Source organism: Hyphomicrobium sp. NDB2Meth4, from assembly GCF_900117445.1.
Taxonomy (GTDB): Bacteria; Pseudomonadota; Alphaproteobacteria; order Rhizobiales; family Hyphomicrobiaceae; genus Hyphomicrobium_A.
The window spans coordinates 812,249-826,795 of sequence record NZ_FPEJ01000001.1 but is presented as its reverse complement, the minus strand read 5'-3'; the positions used below and the strand labels follow the sequence as shown (position 1 = coordinate 826,795).

16 protein-coding genes are annotated in these 14,547 nt (G+C 62.8%); 7 read left to right on the top strand and 9 right to left on the bottom strand.

Features of this window, described 5'->3' with window-relative positions; genetic code table 11:
- Window positions 1–119: 119 nt before the first annotated feature.
- Window positions 120–986: a tRNA glutamyl-Q(34) synthetase GluQRS gene (gene gluQRS / locus NDB2M4_RS03990; RefSeq protein ID WP_072370393.1), complete on the bottom strand. Its 867-nt coding sequence runs from the start codon at window positions 984–986 to the stop codon at window positions 120–122.
- Between the two features lie 167 nt (window positions 987–1,153).
- On the opposite strand from gluQRS, the gene NDB2M4_RS03985 reads away from it, so the two are divergent.
- Window positions 1,154–1,822 (top strand): DNA-3-methyladenine glycosylase family protein, encoded by a 669-nt coding sequence (locus tag NDB2M4_RS03985; protein WP_072370391.1) that lies wholly within the window; start codon window positions 1,154–1,156, stop codon window positions 1,820–1,822.
- Window positions 1,823–1,967: 145 nt separating this feature from the next.
- Window positions 1,968–2,528: an HNH endonuclease gene (locus NDB2M4_RS03980; RefSeq protein WP_072370389.1), complete on the top strand. Its 561-nt coding sequence runs from the start codon at window positions 1,968–1,970 to the stop codon at window positions 2,526–2,528.
- Between the two features lie 256 nt (window positions 2,529–2,784).
- Here NDB2M4_RS03980 and NDB2M4_RS03975 read toward each other — a convergent pair whose 3' ends face one another.
- The 8 genes from NDB2M4_RS03975 to rph form a co-directional block, all read right to left on the bottom strand.
- Window positions 2,785–2,997: a hypothetical protein gene (locus NDB2M4_RS03975; protein ID WP_072371783.1), complete on the bottom strand. Its 213-nt coding sequence runs from the start codon at window positions 2,995–2,997 to the stop codon at window positions 2,785–2,787.
- A gap of 1,003 nt (window positions 2,998–4,000) precedes the next feature.
- Window positions 4,001–4,522: a disulfide bond formation protein B gene (locus NDB2M4_RS03970; protein ID WP_072370385.1), complete on the bottom strand. Its 522-nt coding sequence runs from the start codon at window positions 4,520–4,522 to the stop codon at window positions 4,001–4,003.
- Window positions 4,523–4,545: 23 nt separating this feature from the next.
- The gene (locus tag NDB2M4_RS03965) at window positions 4,546–5,124 is read right to left on the bottom strand and encodes a YqaA family protein (RefSeq protein WP_072370382.1); all 579 of its coding nucleotides are present in this window, start codon (window positions 5,122–5,124) and stop codon (window positions 4,546–4,548) included.
- Between the two features lie 9 nt (window positions 5,125–5,133).
- On the bottom strand, window positions 5,134–6,330 hold the full coding sequence (gene hemW / locus NDB2M4_RS03960; RefSeq protein WP_244536034.1) for a radical SAM family heme chaperone HemW: 1,197 nt from the start codon (window positions 6,328–6,330) through the stop codon (window positions 5,134–5,136).
- Window positions 6,317–6,940, bottom strand: a complete 624-nt coding sequence (locus tag NDB2M4_RS03955; RefSeq protein ID WP_072370376.1) for a non-canonical purine NTP pyrophosphatase — start codon at window positions 6,938–6,940, stop codon at window positions 6,317–6,319. The genes hemW and NDB2M4_RS03955 overlap by 14 nt, the downstream gene beginning before the upstream one ends.
- Window positions 6,937–7,362 (bottom strand): VOC family protein, encoded by a 426-nt coding sequence (locus NDB2M4_RS03950; RefSeq protein ID WP_072370373.1) that lies wholly within the window; start codon window positions 7,360–7,362, stop codon window positions 6,937–6,939. The genes NDB2M4_RS03955 and NDB2M4_RS03950 overlap by 4 nt, the downstream gene beginning before the upstream one ends.
- The gene (locus tag NDB2M4_RS03945; protein WP_072370370.1) at window positions 7,359–7,787 is read right to left on the bottom strand and encodes an anthrone oxygenase family protein; all 429 of its coding nucleotides are present in this window, start codon (window positions 7,785–7,787) and stop codon (window positions 7,359–7,361) included. The genes NDB2M4_RS03950 and NDB2M4_RS03945 overlap by 4 nt, the downstream gene beginning before the upstream one ends.
- Window positions 7,788–7,801: 14 nt before the next feature.
- Window positions 7,802–8,515 carry a ribonuclease PH gene (gene rph, locus NDB2M4_RS03940; RefSeq protein WP_072370367.1) on the bottom strand — a complete coding sequence of 238 codons (714 nt, stop codon included), beginning with the start codon at window positions 8,513–8,515 and terminating at the stop codon, window positions 7,802–7,804.
- A 157-nt stretch (window positions 8,516–8,672) separates the two neighbouring features.
- Here rph and hrcA point away from each other — a divergent pair, with 157 nt between their 5' ends.
- The 5 genes from hrcA (at window position 8,673) to NDB2M4_RS03915 (ending at window position 14,523) form a co-directional block, all read left to right on the top strand.
- Window positions 8,673–9,731 carry a heat-inducible transcriptional repressor HrcA gene (gene hrcA / locus NDB2M4_RS03935; RefSeq protein WP_072370365.1) on the top strand — a complete coding sequence of 353 codons (1,059 nt, stop codon included), beginning with the start codon at window positions 8,673–8,675 and terminating at the stop codon, window positions 9,729–9,731.
- Between the two features lie 69 nt (window positions 9,732–9,800).
- Complete coding sequence (gene grpE, locus NDB2M4_RS03930; protein ID WP_072370362.1) at window positions 9,801–10,403, top strand: nucleotide exchange factor GrpE; 603 nt, start codon at window positions 9,801–9,803, stop codon at window positions 10,401–10,403.
- Window positions 10,404–10,639: 236 nt separating this feature from the next.
- Entirely contained in the window at window positions 10,640–12,565 is a 1,926-nt protein-coding gene (gene dnaK, locus NDB2M4_RS03925) for a molecular chaperone DnaK (RefSeq protein WP_072370359.1), read from the top strand.
- A 220-nt stretch (window positions 12,566–12,785) separates the two neighbouring features.
- Complete coding sequence (dnaJ, locus tag NDB2M4_RS03920; RefSeq protein ID WP_072371780.1) at window positions 12,786–13,919, top strand: molecular chaperone DnaJ; 1,134 nt, start codon at window positions 12,786–12,788, stop codon at window positions 13,917–13,919.
- 16 nt (window positions 13,920–13,935) lie between these two features.
- Window positions 13,936–14,523: an NADPH-dependent FMN reductase gene (locus tag NDB2M4_RS03915; protein WP_072370356.1), complete on the top strand. Its 588-nt coding sequence runs from the start codon at window positions 13,936–13,938 to the stop codon at window positions 14,521–14,523.
- Window positions 14,524–14,547: the final 24 nt, after the last annotated feature.

The following is a 14,547-nucleotide window of genomic DNA, read 5'->3' as shown; positions in this document are numbered from 1 at the left end:
GGAACACTAACCATGACGGAATTCGCTTGCAGCGCCGCGCGATAGCGCGCGCGCCTTCTCAGCCCGCTTCACGGCGCAAACCAAGATAGCGAATAGACTCGATTTTTGATGGGTCTCGGCTATGCCAGCCCGACCATGGCGCGGATGACGGCGGCCGATTTTCCGGCAGCGCGGAGGGCCGAAAGCGCTGTGTCGCCCGCGCTTTTAGAGAGCTTGCGGCCTTCTGCGTCGGCGAGCAGGCGATGGTGATGGTAAACGGGCTCGGGCAGCCCCATCAGCACCTGCAGCAGGCGGTGCAGGTCCGTCGCGGCATAAAGATCTTGGCCGCGCGTGACATGAGTGATGCCTTGGCGCGCGTCGTCGACGACCACGGCAAGGTGGTAGCTCGCCGGCACATCCTTGCGCAGGATGACGGCGTCACCCCAGCGCTCAGGGTGGGCTTCGACGGCCGCGGCTTTGCCGGCCTCGTCCAACTCCGTGAAGGTGAGCGGGGCGCCGCCGAGCCGGTCGCGGACCTTGGCCAGAGCGCGATCCATGTCGATGCGCAGCGCAAAGCGCTCACCGTTCTCCATACGCGCCTCGATCTCGCTCCTGGGCATTGACTTGTGTAGGCCCGGATAGAGCGGTGCGCCGTCAGGATCGACAGCACCGGGAACGGCAGCCGCATCGATCTCGGTGCGCGAGGCAAAGCATGGGTAGAGCAACCCTTGCCCTTCCAGCCATTGCGCCGCCTCGACGTAGGCTGCGAAGTGCTGCGACTGGAACAGTACGGGCTGCTCCCAGGTTATGCCGAGCCATGAGAGATCTTCGAAGATGCCGGTGACGAATTCCTCGCGGCAGCGCGTGACGTCGATGTCCTCGATGCGAAGGAGGAAGCGGCCGCCGGCGCGCTTCGCCATATCGAAGCCCGTCAACGCCGACAGCGCATGACCGAGATGAAGAGGACCGTTGGGACTGGGCGCAAAGCGAAACACTGGAGAGATCATACGAGTGCGTTGCGCCTCAGTTGGGTTTGCCACAGCGGCAGACGCCGGCCGTAGGGATCATCGTTCACTTGTTTAGCAGTCTCGCGCCGCATGTGAACCTGTTCGATTTGCGGCATAGCAAATGGCGACCTACGATCGAGGCTCAGTCACGGAGTATCGCGTCCGGAATGCAAACCAAGCGCACAACGCTGCTACCTGTCGTGCTCGATGACGCGTGCATGCTGAAGGGTGTGCGTGCGCTGACGCGTTCGTGTCCGCACATGCGCATGATGCGGTCGATGACGGGCGTGCCCTCTGTGCGTCGCCATGCTTCCGGCTTTGAAGGCCTAGCGCGCATCGTCGTCGGGCAGCAGCTTTCGTTGGCGAGCGCTCAGGCAATTTGGGACCGCCTGCATCAGGCCGTTCAGCCGATGTCGGCCGAAGCGTCCCTGGCGATGAGCGATGAAGCTTTGCGCACTGCCGGCTTGTCGAAAGGAAAGGTGCGCACGCTGCGGGCGCTGAGCGAAGCGGTCGTCGCCGGGCTAGATCTCGACAGTCTCGCGCACGCGCCGGAGGAAGATGTGCACGCGGCGCTGACGGCGCTGCCTGGCATCGGACCTTGGAGCGCCGATATTTACCTTCTCTTCTGCCTCGGCCGCGCCGACGCATTCGCGGCGGGCGATCTCGCCTTGCAGATCGCCGTCGCCAACGCTTTGAAGCTGGATGAGCGACCTTCGCAGGACGAGCTTTTTGCCATCGCGGAGCGCTGGAGGCCTTGGCGGGGCGTCGCGGCACATCTCATCTGGGCGTACTACAAGGTCGCAGGCCGGCAAGCTGGAACGCGAAAAAGCGCCTAAATGCAGCGCCTTAGATGACTGCGCCACAGGGGCACAGGCAAGCTTGGCGGGGACCTTCACAGAGTTGATATGCGCCGCTAGTATCCCGGCCGAACGTTGAGGAGAACGCGATTCGTCAGGACTAAACGTATAGGACGCCCATTACGTGGATGCGCATGTGGCCATTCCGGATAGCTTTCCGGCCCTCGTCCTAAACGCCGACTTCCGCCCCCTGAGCTACTACCCGTTGTCGCTCTGGAGCTGGCAAGAGTCGGTGAAAGCCGTTTTCTTGGATCGCGTCAACATCGTCTCCGAATACGACCGCTTCGTTCGCAGCCCCACATTCGAGATGAAGCTGCCGAGCGTCGTCTCCCTCAAGACATATGTGAAGCCTGCGCTTTATCCCGCGTTCACGCGCTTCAATGTGTTCCTGCGCGATCGCTTCACCTGCCAATACTGCGGCTGCAAAGACGACCTGACGTTCGATCACGTGATCCCGCGCTCGCGCGGCGGCCAGACACGTTGGGACAACGTCACGACCGCGTGCGCGCCATGCAATCTCGAGAAGGGCGGCGCGATGCCCGAGCAGATCGGCATGCTGCCGAAGCTGATGCCGTATCGGCCGACGGTGTTCGAACTGCATCGCAACGGACGCGCGTTCCCGCCGAACTACCTGCACAAGAGCTGGCTCGACTATCTCTATTGGGATACCGAGCTGGAGCCTTAGTTTTTGCTGACACGAGTGGATGGTGGCTTGCTGTACGGCGGGCCGCTAACAAGCGGGGAGCCGCGCCTAAGGCGCGGGGCGCCTTGCGCCCTTGCCGCTTCGCGGCGCAGTGGTGGCGGCAGCCGGGTTTTCCTTCAATTGAAAAAAGAAAGGCCTCGGCAATGCGATGCCGAGGCCTTCGTCGTTCAGGGGAAGGACGACGAGAAATTCTGATGAGCCGGATGCTCGACGCTCCACATTCGCGGAGCTAGACCGTTTATGCGGCGCGCTTCATCGAAGCGGCACACAGGGATTCCGCTATCGCCTCAACCGTGCGGCTCCAATCCTCAGTCGCTTGATCGGCGGCAAGGCCGAAGGCGCGCAGCGCATCAGCCGGTGCGCCGCCATCGCGGAAGATGCGAGCGCAGGAGGCGCGGGCAACGCCGAGCGCCTGATGCCACTGCAGCGGGTTGATGTGGTTGAAACTCATTTGACGCTTCTCCTGTCTTGCGCCGCCAAAGTCCCGGCGCTTGCTCATTACGCGCCGCTTTCATTGCCCGGGCGCGGGGCTGAAAATCGTTGGCAAGCACACAGAGCGTGCTGACATCACTACGCGAAACCAGGTCATGTGATGAATCGTGGAGGCATGAAGTCTCCGACGCTCCATATGCTTGCCATCTCGTTGGAAGGTCCCTCTTTCCCCTCCGTAACGAATACGCGGCGGCTACCTTGTCGACGCCGACGCTATGGGAACGTCCGTCGATTGAGACGGACTGCCGATAGCGACGATGACTTCACCGACAACATCTGAAAGCGAACGCCACGAATGCGACTGAGATTGATACTGAGACGCCACGGTACACCTCACTGACTTGCTGACTTTTACGCGACTGACGCCACTTATGCGGGCTCTTGAACTCGACTGGCTGCAACCGCCCGGAACTACGCGAAACCATTCATCTCCGGGCGGTTCGCCTCGATTGCACACGCGCTCGGGGGAGAACGCGTCTATTGGGGGAAGTTGGCTTTACGCAAACGGACGCAACACGTGACGCAACGAACGCAACGCTTACAAACGCGATACCAAGACGGGCGGGGGACTTACGCGAGACGCAACAGACGCAGACTTTGACGCAACTTACGCAACTGGCGGGACTGCCGGGGTTCCCGATGTGACTGACGCGGACGCAACGGCGACTTTCGAGACGCGAGGCCACTCAACTCAGACGCAACGGACGCAACACCTACGCAACGCAACTGACTGCTGGGCTCTTCACTCACTCGAACGCGACGCAAACTCACTGTGGCTGTTCAACTCGAACTCGACCGCGTTGTTCCGCGAACGAGGAGGAATAGACCGTTACTTTTTGACCACGGGATGGCGCTGCCGTGACGGACCCACGGTATTTAGCTTGACAGTTGCTGAACGCAATCTGCTGCGGAAAACATCAGTTATTTGTGGATAACTTCGCGCTGTTCACGCGCGAGCGGAATCAGCGCGCGTGCAGCGCTTCATTTGCGGCGCGCAAACCGAGGAACGCGATCATCAGCGATGCGATGACGTTCCATCCGGCGAACGACAGTCCGAACATGCGCCATGCAGCCTGATCGCAGCGCACGACGTTCGTCGTCTTCAGAGCATCGAGAAGATTGCCGGCGTTGGTCGTTAGCGATTGCGGGCCGCTGCATGCGGCCGGGCCCTGCCAAAAGCCCCATTCGACGCCCGCGTGATAGACGGCGAGCGCAGCGTTACCGAAGAATGCGAGAGCGACCAGAATGAACAGCGCGGCGGCAGCGCGTGCCTGCCCAGCGCTGAGGGCAACAAGTCCGAAGAAGAGCAGAGGTACGCCGGCGTAGTAGGCATAGCGCTGCTCGAGGCACAGCTCGCAAGGCTTAAGGCCGCCGATGTGCTCGGAGCCGAGGGCAAGCAAGATGGCAGCGGCCGCGAACAGCAGGGCGAAGCCGCCGGTGCGGTAGGCTGCGTGTACTGTCGGATCCTGCGCCGAGAAAGCCATGAGCCCTGCCTTAGATCACCGAGCTAGAACATGTATTTAACAGCGACGAAGCCGCTCACCAAGACCACTACGAAAACTGTGGTGACCAGGGTCAGGCGGCGCTCGATGAACTCCTTGATCGGCTGGCCAAAGAAATAGAGGAGGCCGGCAACGAGGAAGAAGCGCATGGCGCGGGCGACGATGCAGGCGCCGACGAAGGCGAGCAGGTCCATCTTGGCGACGCCGGCGGCGATGGTCACCACCTTGAACGGAATGGGCGTCGCGCCCTTGATGATGATCGCTGGTACCCCGTACTCGTGCACGAACTGGATGAATCCGTCGAGCGCGTGCTCCTTGCCGTAGAACTTCAGGATCGGCAGTCCGATGGCGTCATAGGCGAAGTAGCCAATGGCGTAACCGAGCAAGCCGCCGAAAACGGAGGTGACGGTGGCGATGGTGGCGTACCACCACGCTTTCTCACGATTGCTGAGCACCATGGGGATGAGCATCACGTCGGGCGGAATGGGGAAGAACGAGCTTTCAATGAACGACACGGTTCCGAGCGCGTAGGGCGCACGCTTGCTGGACGCGGCGCGCATCATCCAGTCGTAGATGTTTCGCATCGGCTCTTTCTACTCGGCGGCGGAAGGAAGCTTCTCGGTCGGAAGATCGAGCGCGAGGCGTAGCACGATCTCATTCAGAATGAAGCGCCCCGATCCGCTCGCTTTTATGCGCTGTGTCCCGGGAATCGCCTCAATGAGACCCTGCTGTGTCAGCTCGGATACAGTCTTGCCCGGCAGCGGGGCGCCGCAAAGCTGTGCGAGCCTCTGCAGGTCAAGGCCTTCGGAAAGGCGCAGGCCCATCAGCAGCATCTCGTCTGCCTGCTCAGGGCGGGTGAGGGGCATTTCCTCGATAATGCCGTGCCCGTCGCGCTCGACGAGCGCCGCCCAGGCTTCAGGGTTGCGCTCGGTGCTGGTGGCGTTGCGCACGCCATCGAGAACGATGCGGCCGTGTGCGCCAGGCCCGATGCCGGCATATTCGCCATAGCGCCAATAAAGCAGGTTGTGGCGGCTTTCCTCGCCAGGCCCGGCATGGTTCGAGACCTCGTAGGCGGGCAGCCCGGCGGCGGCGGTCATCTCCTGAGTAAGATCGTAGAGCGCGAACGCCGTATCCTCGTCGGGGACGATGAGCTTGCCAGCGGCGTGAAGCGCGGCGAACGGCGTCTCTGGCTCGATGGTGAGCTGATAGAGGGACAGGTGCTGGCCGGCGATGAGAAGTGCCTCGCGCAGCTCGGCACGCCATTCGTCCGTCGTCTGTTTCGGGCGCGCATAGATGAGGTCGAAACTGAAGCGATCGAAGGTGGTCCGCGCGATCTCGATCGCAGCTTTCGCCTCGGCGACTGAGTGAATGCGCCCAAGCGACTTGAGGATGTCGTCGCGCAGCGACTGCACGCCAAGCGAGACGCGATTTACGCCCGCTGAGCGATAGCCGCGAAAGCGGCCGGCTTCGACGCTTCCAGGGTTGGCCTCGAGCGTGATTTCGGCGTCGGGCGCGACATGCCAGAGTTCAGCAGCGCGATCGAGGATGGCAGCCACCGTCTCGGGCTGCATCAGCGAGGGGGTGCCGCCGCCGAAGAAGATGCTGGAAACAGTGCGCGGGCCTAACCGCGTAGCGGTGTGCTCCAGCTCGCGCAGGAAGGCGGCGCGGAAGCGTGGCTCGTCGATGCCGCCGAAGCGGACGTGGCTGTTGAAGTCGCAATAGGGGCACTTCTGCGCGCAGAATGGCCAGTGGACGTAGAGCCCGAAGCCGGGATCGTCAGGCGGCGTCATCGAGGACGGCACGCTTGAAGTGCTCGAACGCCATGGTTCGGTGCGAGATGGCATATTTGCTGGCCGGCTCCATTTCGCCGAACGTCTCGGTGTGGCCGTCGGCGACGAAGATCGGATCATAGCCGAAGCCATTGCCGCCGCGCGGTGGCCACACGACGTGACCGTAAACTTTGCCCTCGAAGAACTGCACGTCCCCGTCCGGCCAAGCGAGGCATAGGACAGAAATGAAGTTGGCGCGCAAGGGCTCGCCGTTCCATCCCCGACGCTTAACCAACTCGTCGTGCACCTTCTGCATGGCGATAGAGAAGTCACGCTTGGGGCCGGCCCAGTCAGCGGTGTGGACGCCCGGGGCACCATCGAGGGCGTCGATCTCGATGCCGCTGTCGTCGGCTAGCGCCGGCAGTCCGGAGCCTTCGGCGGCGAAAACGGCCTTGATCTTGGCGTTACCGGTGAACGTCGTTTCGGTCTCGGCGGGCTCTTTGAGGCCCAGGTCCCCGGCGGACACGGCGGCGAGCCCGTAAGGCTCGATGAGCTTGTTGATCTCCCAGACCTTGCCGGGGTTGTGGGTGGCGACAACCAACTTGTCGCCGCGGCTCAGTCTACGCGTCATTCAATTCCCCAGATGCGCGGCTCGGCGAACTCCAGGCAATTGCCCGCCGGGTCGCGGAAGTAGATGGAGCGACCGCCATTCGGCCACTCGAAGTCGGCTTCGATGTGGATGCCCTGGCTCTCCAGGCGCTCGCGCCACTGAGTGATCTCGTCGGCGGTCGCGGCGAAGCAGACGTGCCCCTCGCCATCGGCACCGTGGGGCGGCACGGGAAGCTCAGCATCGTCAGCCGGCGCCCGGCTGGTCATCAGCGGGTTGAAGAACAGAAGCATCTGATCGCCGAGGCGATAGAAGATCTGGCGTCCGTCCGCCTTGGCGGTGGGCTGCATCGCGAGGACGCGTGCGTAGAACTCTTCGATAGCTGGAAGGTCGCGCGCATAGAGCACGGTTTCGAGCAGGCGCGCAGGAGTGGGGGTGACTGTCATGTTGCAGCCCAGATGAAAAGCGCAGTTGCCGCCGCGCCCAATGCGGTTCGGACGGCATGCAGCCGTCCCCACTTCTCGATCAGCGTGCGCGACTGCGCGCCAGCTTGTTCGATAGGCGTATCCATCAGCGTCTTATTGGTCGGCATGATCGCGAGCAAGGTGAAAGGCCAGTTGGCGATGAGCAACAGCGCGCCAAAGAGCCATGCAAGTTCCTGCGACAGCAGCCACTCCAGCATGCCTAAAGCGAAGCCGATGACGGCCAGCGATGCCTGCATGGCGAAGCCGGCGCGGTAGCTGAGCTTCCATTCCTCGAGCAGCGATTGATCGTCGAGGGTGAGACGGGCCGGCTGCTCGGCGAAGTTGATGTAGAACGCCGCGCCCGTGAAGAGAGCTGCGACGGCCAATGCAAATCCGCCGAATAGCATGTCCGGCCCCCTTGTTAGGCGACGGTCAGCTTCTGGAGTGCGACAAGCTCGCCGATGCCCTTCTTGGCGAGCGCCATGAGCTGATCGAAGCTTTCCTGACTGAATGCCGTGGTTTCTGCCGTGCCCTGCACCTCGACGATGCCACCCGATCCGGTCATGACGAAGTTGGAATCGGCATCGGCGGAAGAATCTTCAGCGTAGTCGAGGTCGAGCACCGGCGTGCCCTTGTAGATGCCACAGCTCACCGCCGCCACATGGTCGCGCAGCACGCCGTCCTCGACCATGTCGCGCAGCTTCATCCACTGGATGCAGTCGTGCAGGGCAACCCACGCACCGGTGATGGAAGCGGTGCGGGTGCCGCCGTCGGCCTGAATAACGTCGCAGTCGACGCTGATCTGGCGCTCGCCGAGCTTGGGCAGGTCGATGATGGCGCGCAGCGATCGGCCGATCAGACGTTGTATCTCCTGCGTCCGGCCGGACGGATGGCCAACCGTCACCTCGCGGCGCGTGCGCTCGTTGGTGGCGCGCGGTAACATCCCATATTCAGCTGTGACCCAGCCGCGCCCCTGGCCCTTCAGCCACGGGGGGACCCGCTCTTCGAGGCTGGCCGTGCAAAGGACATGGGTGTCGCCGAACTTGATGAGGCACGATCCCTCGGCATGCTTAGAGACAGCGCGCTCGATGGAGACACGGCGCAGTTCATCGGATTTACGTTTCGAAGGGCGCATTGAGGCTGCCGGACCGGGTTGTTGCTGGGTGCGAAGTCGGCCGAACCTAAGGGAGGGCTAGGCGCGCATCAACCAAAACCGCCGACCATTTGACGAAGCGGGGGCTCGATCCCTAATCTTCCGAGTACTCGAACACGAGGTCGAAAACACCCAAGCGATGTCCGAAAGCGTTAGCGAACTCAACAGGCTCAGCGAACGCTCGCGCGCTATTCTGAGGCAAATCGTCGAATCGTACCTGGAAACCGGTGAGCCTGTGGGCTCGCGGAATCTGTCGCGCGTGCTGCCGATGACATTGTCGCCGGCATCGATCCGCAACGTGATGTCGGACTTGGAGCAGCTGGGGCTAATCGTTGCCCCGCACACGTCGGCAGGGCGGTTGCCGACGCAGCTCGGCCTGCGGATGTTCGTCGATGCGCTGCTGGAGGTGGGCGATCTCACCTCTAAGGAGCGGCGGCAGATCGAAACGCAGATCGCCGGCAAACGCACTACCGGCATCGATGACGTGCTGCGTCAGGTCGGCGAGATGATCTCCGGGCTGTCGCACTGCGCCGGCGTGGTGCTGGCCGACAAGCAGGTGACACGCCTCAAGCATCTGGAATTCGTGATGCTGGAGCCCGGAAAGGCACTGGTGGTGCTGGTGGGCGAGGACCAGACGGTCGAGAACCGCATCATCAACTTGCCGCAGGGGCTGCCGCCATCGGCTCTAATCGAGGCCAGCAACTATCTCAATGCGCATATCCGTGGCCTCACGATTGGAGAAGCTAGGACGCATATCGAGCAACAGCTGCAGTCGGCGCGGGCAGAACTCGACGAGCTGACCAAGCGCGTCATCCAGGCCGGGCTCGCCGAGTGGTCGGGTGCGCTCGATGATCGCAAGAGCCTGATCGTGCGCGGCCAGGCCAATCTGCTCAAGGATGTGAACGCCCAGGAGGATTTGGAGCGTATCCGGCTGCTGTTCGACGATCTGGAGCGCCAGCGCGACCTCGTGCAACTGCTCGGGCTGTCGGAAAGCGCGGACGGTGTGCGCATTTTCATCGGGTCGGAGAACAAACTGTTCTCGCTGTCGGGGTCTTCGCTGGTTGTAGCGCCGTTCCACGACGAGCATCGTAAAGTCGTTGGGGTACTGGGCGTTATCGGCCCGACGCGCATCAATTACGCACGCATAATCCCCATGGTCGACTATACAGCGAAACTTGTAAGCCGCCTGTTGACTTGATTTTTCATCCTTAAGCCTGATATCCGGCTCGCAATCCCTTTAATCCGCCCAATCCCCCGCGGAGAGATCATGGCTGACGAAGACAAGAAGCCCGACCGTGAAACCGCTGCCGCAGGCAACGGTGCACCGACCGGAGACGGCGAAGGCACAGTGCAAGTTCTGGAAGGCCGGATTGCCGATCTGACGGACCGCCTGCTGCGCGCGCATGCCGAGATGGACAATCTGCGCAAGCGGACCGAGCGCGAGAAGGACGAGACAGCCAAGTACGCGATCACCAAGTTCGCGCGTGACCTCCTCGCCGTCGGTGACAACCTGCAGCGCGCGACCGCTGCGGTGCCGGCTGGCGCTGCCGACGCCGACCCCGCGCTCAAGGCGCTGGTCGAGGGCGTCTCGATGACCGAGCGCGAGTTCCTCAATGTGCTGGAGCGCAACGGCGTGAAGCGGATGGAGTCATCCGGACAGCCGTTCAATCCGCACCAACATCAGGCGATGGTCGAGGTGGACCAGCCTGATCTGGCACCAGGAACGATCGTCCAAGTCTATCAAGAGGGCTATAATCTCGGCGATCGCGTACTGCGGCCAGCGATGGTCGTTATTGCGAAGGGCGGCGAAAAGCGGCCGACCGAGGGCAAGGGCGCGCCTGAGCCCAAAGAGTCTGACGACGCTGCCTGATCGTGCGCCGTGTGACTGGCGCCGCGTGATCGATTTGGGTGAAGGCTGGGGAAAATTGACTGCGCAAGCCAGACTTGCGCCCGTTGCGCCGCTTAAAAGCCACCTTATATAAGCGTCGTTTACCGTTTGGATGCTCCATAGGGGGCCGTTTCGGTGCGCAGCTTGCGCCGCCGGATTTCCTGGACGCCGGATAATCGGGTCCGGACGGCCTGCCGCAGAAGGATGAGGATAGGCACATGGCTAAAGTGATCGGCATCGACCTCGGAACCACGAACTCGTGCGTGGCCGTCATGGAGGGCGGCAAGCCGAGGGTTCTGGAAAACGCCGAAGGCATGAACACGACTCCGTCGATCGTGGCCTTCACCGCTGACGACGAAAAGCTCGTCGGCCTTCCCGCCAAGCGTCAGGCGGTGACCAACCCCCTCAACACGTTCTTCGCCATCAAGCGCCTGATCGGACGCCGGTACGATGATCCGATGGTCGAGAAGGACAAGGATCTCGTTCCCTACAAGATCGTCAAAGGCCCCAGTGGCGATGCCTGGGTCGAAGCCCACGGCAAGCAGTATTCTCCGCAGCAGATCTCCGCTTTCATTCTGCAGAAGATGAAAGAGACGGCCGAAGCCAAGCTCGGCGAGAAGGTCACGCAGGCGGTCATCACGGTTCCCGCATACTTTAACGACGCGCAGCGCCAGGCAACCAAGGACGCCGGCAAGATCGCGGGGCTTGAGGTGCTGCGCATCATCAACGAGCCGACGGCAGCGGCGCTCGCCTACGGTCTCGACAAGAAGAAAGATTCCAAGACGATCGCGGTGTACGACCTCGGCGGCGGCACGTTCGATATCTCGGTCCTCGAGATCGGCGATGGCGTGTTCGAGGTGAAGTCGACGAACGGTGACACGTTCCTCGGCGGCGAAGACTTCGACATGAAGCTCGTTGCCTACCTCGCCGACGAGTTCAAGAAAGAGACCGGCATTGACCTGCGCAACGACAAGCTTGCGCTGCAGCGCCTGAAGGAAGCTGCCGAGAAGGCGAAGATCGAGCTGTCGAGCGCCACTCAGACCGAAATCAACCTGCCGTTTATCACGGCCGATGCTTCGGGCCCGAAGCATCTGACGCTGAAGCTCACCCGCGCCAAGCTGGAGAGCCTCGTCGACGACCTCATCGTGCGCACCAAAGGTCCGTGCGAGAAGGCGATCAAGGACGCCGGCCTCAAGGCTGCGGACATCGATGAAGTGGTTCTCGTCGGTGGTCAGACGCGCATGCCGAAGGTGCAGGAAGTCGTCAAGCAGATCTTCGGCAAGGAGCCCCACAAGGGCGTCAACCCGGACGAAGTCGTCGCCATCGGCGCGGCCATCCAGGCGGGCGTGCTGCAGGGCGAAGTGAAGGACGTTCTGCTGCTCGACGTTACCCCGCTGTCGCTGGGCATCGAGACGCTGGGTGGCGTGTTCACCCGCCTCATCGAGCGCAACACGACGATCCCCACGAAGAAGAGCCAGACCTTCTCGACCGCCGAAGACGGGCAGAATGCGGTGACCATCCGCGTCAGCCAGGGCGAGCGCGAGATGGCGGCCGACAACAAGCTGCTCGGCCAGTTCGATCTTGTCGGCATTCCGCCGGCGCCGCGCGGCGTGCCGCAGATCGAAGTCACGTTCGACATCGACGCCAACGGCATCGTGCACGTGTCGGCGAAGGACAAGGCGACCGCCAAGGAGCAGTCGATCCGCATCCAGGCCTCGGGCGGTCTGTCCGACGCCGAGATCGATCGGATGGTGAAGGACGCCGAGTCGCATGCGGCCGAGGACAAGAAGCGCCGCGAGGTGATCGAGGCGAAGAACCACGCCGAGGCGCTGATCCACTCGACCGAGAAGCAGCTCTCCGAGAATGCGAGCAACCCGGCGGTTACGGCTGCCAAGCCGGACGTCGAGAAGGCGATCGCGGATCTCAAGGAGGCCATCGGCTCTGACGACGCCGAGCGCATCAACGCGGCTACCACCGCGCTGGCGCAGGCCGCCATGAAGATCGGCGAGGCCATCTACGCCGGCCAGCAGGGCGCGGGCGGCGGCGATGCCGATGCGGGCTCCACCGCTTCCTCGGCGGGCGATGAAAACGTCGTCGATGCCGACTTCGAAGAGGTCAAGGACGACAAGAAGAAGTCGGCCTGACCCGTCAGCGCGATCAGCGATGATTAAACGCGAGCCCGGCCCCAGCGGCCGGGCTCGTCGTTAGAGGGGTCCACTTTGGCGTCGCAGTGGCTTGCGGCCACACCCTGGCCTCTCCACATACCAAACGCGCCACAAACCCTTCCCCCGCGCGTAAAACATCGCTATTTCCCACTGAAGGGCTAATTCATCTGTGCACCAATTCGAAGGATCCGCGCTGAACATGTCCAAGCGCGACTACTATGAAACGCTCGGGTTGTCCCGAAGCGCGAGCGAGCAAGAGCTGAAGTCTGCCTACCGGCGGCTCGCCAAGGAATTCCATCCCGATTGCAATCCGGGCGATGAGGGAGCCGAAATCCGCTTCAAGGAAGTCAGCGAAGCCTACGAGGTGCTGAAGGATCCGCAGAAGCGCGCGGCGTACGATCATTTCGGCCATGCAGCGTTCGAGCATGGCGGCGGTGGCGCCCGCGGCTTCGGGCCGGACTTTGCATCGTCGATGTCGGATATCTTCGACGATCTGTTCGGCGAGTTCATGGGCGGCCGGCGCGGGCAGCGTTCCCGATCGTCCCGTGAGCGCGGTGCCGACCTGCGGTACAACCTCGAGATCACGCTATCGGAGGCCTACGAGGGCAAGACCGCGCAGATCCGGGTGCCGACCTCGGTTTCCTGTGAAACCTGCTCCGGCACCGGTGCGCGGGCCGGCACCAAGCCTGTCACCTGCCCGACCTGCGGCGGCCACGGCAAGGTTCGCGCGAGCCAGGGCTTCTTCACCATCGAGCGCACGTGCCCCAATTGCCAGGGACGTGGTGAGACGATCGAAGATCCGTGCGGCACGTGCCACGGCTCTGGCCGCGTCACCAAGGAGCGCACGCTCTCGGTCAACATTCCACCCGGCGTCGAGGATGGCACCCGCATTCGTCTTGCCGGCGAGGGCGAGGCGGGGCTGCGCGGCGGCCCGGCAGGTGATCTTTACATTTTCCTGTCGCTGAAGCCGCACGAGTTCTTCCAGCGCGACGGCGCGGACATCTTCTGCAAGGTGCCGATCGCCATGACGACGGCGGCACTCGGCGGACAGATCGAGGTTCCGACCGTCGACGGCGGCGCGACGCGCATCAAGATCCCGGAGGGCTCGGAAAGCGGCAAGCAGTTCCGCCTGAAGGGCAAGGGCATGCCGGTGCTGCGCTCCAAGGTGAACGGCGACATGTACATCCAGGTCGAGGTGGAGACGCCGAAGAGCCTGACGAAGCGCCAGCGCGAGCTGCTCGAAGAGTTCGAGCGCGAGAGCCACAAAGAGACGAGCCCGGAGAGCCACGGGTTCTTCGCGCGCGTGAAAGACTTCTTCGAAGGCAAGAGCTGATCGGGCGCGAGGAACGATGACAAGCACGGTCAGGCTTTTGTTTTTTGCCGGGTCGTCGCGCACCGGTTCGTATAACCAGAGGCTTGCGGAGCTGGGCTCCAAGATTGCCGAGGCGAACGGCATCGCTTCGACCTTCGCCGACATCGGCGACTACCCGATGCCGCTCTATAACGGCGATGACGAAGCGACCTCGGGGCCGCCCGAGAACGCCTACAAGTTCAAAGAGCTGATGGCGGCGCATACCGGTATTTTCATCGCCAGCCCCGAATACAACTCATCGATCACGCCGCTGCTGAAGAACACCCTCGACTGGGTGAGCCGGGTGCGCGAGCCGGGGCCAAGCGGCGCCGAGGTCTACAAAACCCGCGTGTTCGCGCTCGGCTCGGCGTCTCCGGGCGGCATGGGCGGCCTACGCAGTCTCACGACGGTGCGGCAGGTGCTGGAGATTGGGCTGGGCGCCCTGGTGCTGCCGGATCAGTTCGCCGTCCCGCGGGCGAAAGACGCTTTCGGCGCAGACGGGCATCTCCACAACAAGGAGAGCCAGGAAATCTTCAAGGCCCTGATCCAGAAGCTTGCGCGCGCAGCGCATGTGCTGCATGGCTAGGCGCCCATCAACAGCGCCGATACG

What these genes read in the sequence shown, in the direction of transcription:
- gluQRS (WP_072370393.1), bottom strand. Translation starts at nt 986, where the DNA reads ATGATCTCTCCAGTGTTTCGCTTTGCGCCCAGTCCCAACGGTCCTCTT.
- NDB2M4_RS03985 (WP_072370391.1), top strand. Translation starts at nt 1,154, where the DNA reads ATGCAAACCAAGCGCACAACGCTGCTACCTGTCGTGCTCGATGACGCG.
- NDB2M4_RS03975 (WP_072371783.1), bottom strand. Translation starts at nt 2,997, where the DNA reads ATGAGTTTCAACCACATCAACCCGCTGCAGTGGCATCAGGCGCTCGGC.
- NDB2M4_RS03970 (WP_072370385.1), bottom strand. Translation starts at nt 4,522, where the DNA reads ATGGCTTTCTCGGCGCAGGATCCGACAGTACACGCAGCCTACCGCACC.
- NDB2M4_RS03965 (WP_072370382.1), bottom strand. Translation starts at nt 5,124, where the DNA reads ATGCGAAACATCTACGACTGGATGATGCGCGCCGCGTCCAGCAAGCGT.
- hemW (WP_244536034.1), bottom strand. Translation starts at nt 6,330, where the DNA reads ATGACGCCGCCTGACGATCCCGGCTTCGGGCTCTACGTCCACTGGCCA.
- NDB2M4_RS03955 (WP_072370376.1), bottom strand. Translation starts at nt 6,940, where the DNA reads ATGACGCGTAGACTGAGCCGCGGCGACAAGTTGGTTGTCGCCACCCAC.
- NDB2M4_RS03950 (WP_072370373.1), bottom strand. Translation starts at nt 7,362, where the DNA reads ATGACAGTCACCCCCACTCCTGCGCGCCTGCTCGAAACCGTGCTCTAT.
- NDB2M4_RS03945 (WP_072370370.1), bottom strand. Translation starts at nt 7,787, where the DNA reads ATGCTATTCGGCGGATTTGCATTGGCCGTCGCAGCTCTCTTCACGGGC.
- rph (WP_072370367.1), bottom strand. Translation starts at nt 8,515, where the DNA reads ATGCGCCCTTCGAAACGTAAATCCGATGAACTGCGCCGTGTCTCCATC.
- hrcA (WP_072370365.1), top strand. Translation starts at nt 8,673, where the DNA reads ATGTCCGAAAGCGTTAGCGAACTCAACAGGCTCAGCGAACGCTCGCGC.
- grpE (WP_072370362.1), top strand. Translation starts at nt 9,801, where the DNA reads ATGGCTGACGAAGACAAGAAGCCCGACCGTGAAACCGCTGCCGCAGGC.
- dnaK (WP_072370359.1), top strand. Translation starts at nt 10,640, where the DNA reads ATGGCTAAAGTGATCGGCATCGACCTCGGAACCACGAACTCGTGCGTG.
- dnaJ (WP_072371780.1), top strand. Translation starts at nt 12,786, where the DNA reads ATGTCCAAGCGCGACTACTATGAAACGCTCGGGTTGTCCCGAAGCGCG.
- NDB2M4_RS03915 (WP_072370356.1), top strand. Translation starts at nt 13,936, where the DNA reads ATGACAAGCACGGTCAGGCTTTTGTTTTTTGCCGGGTCGTCGCGCACC.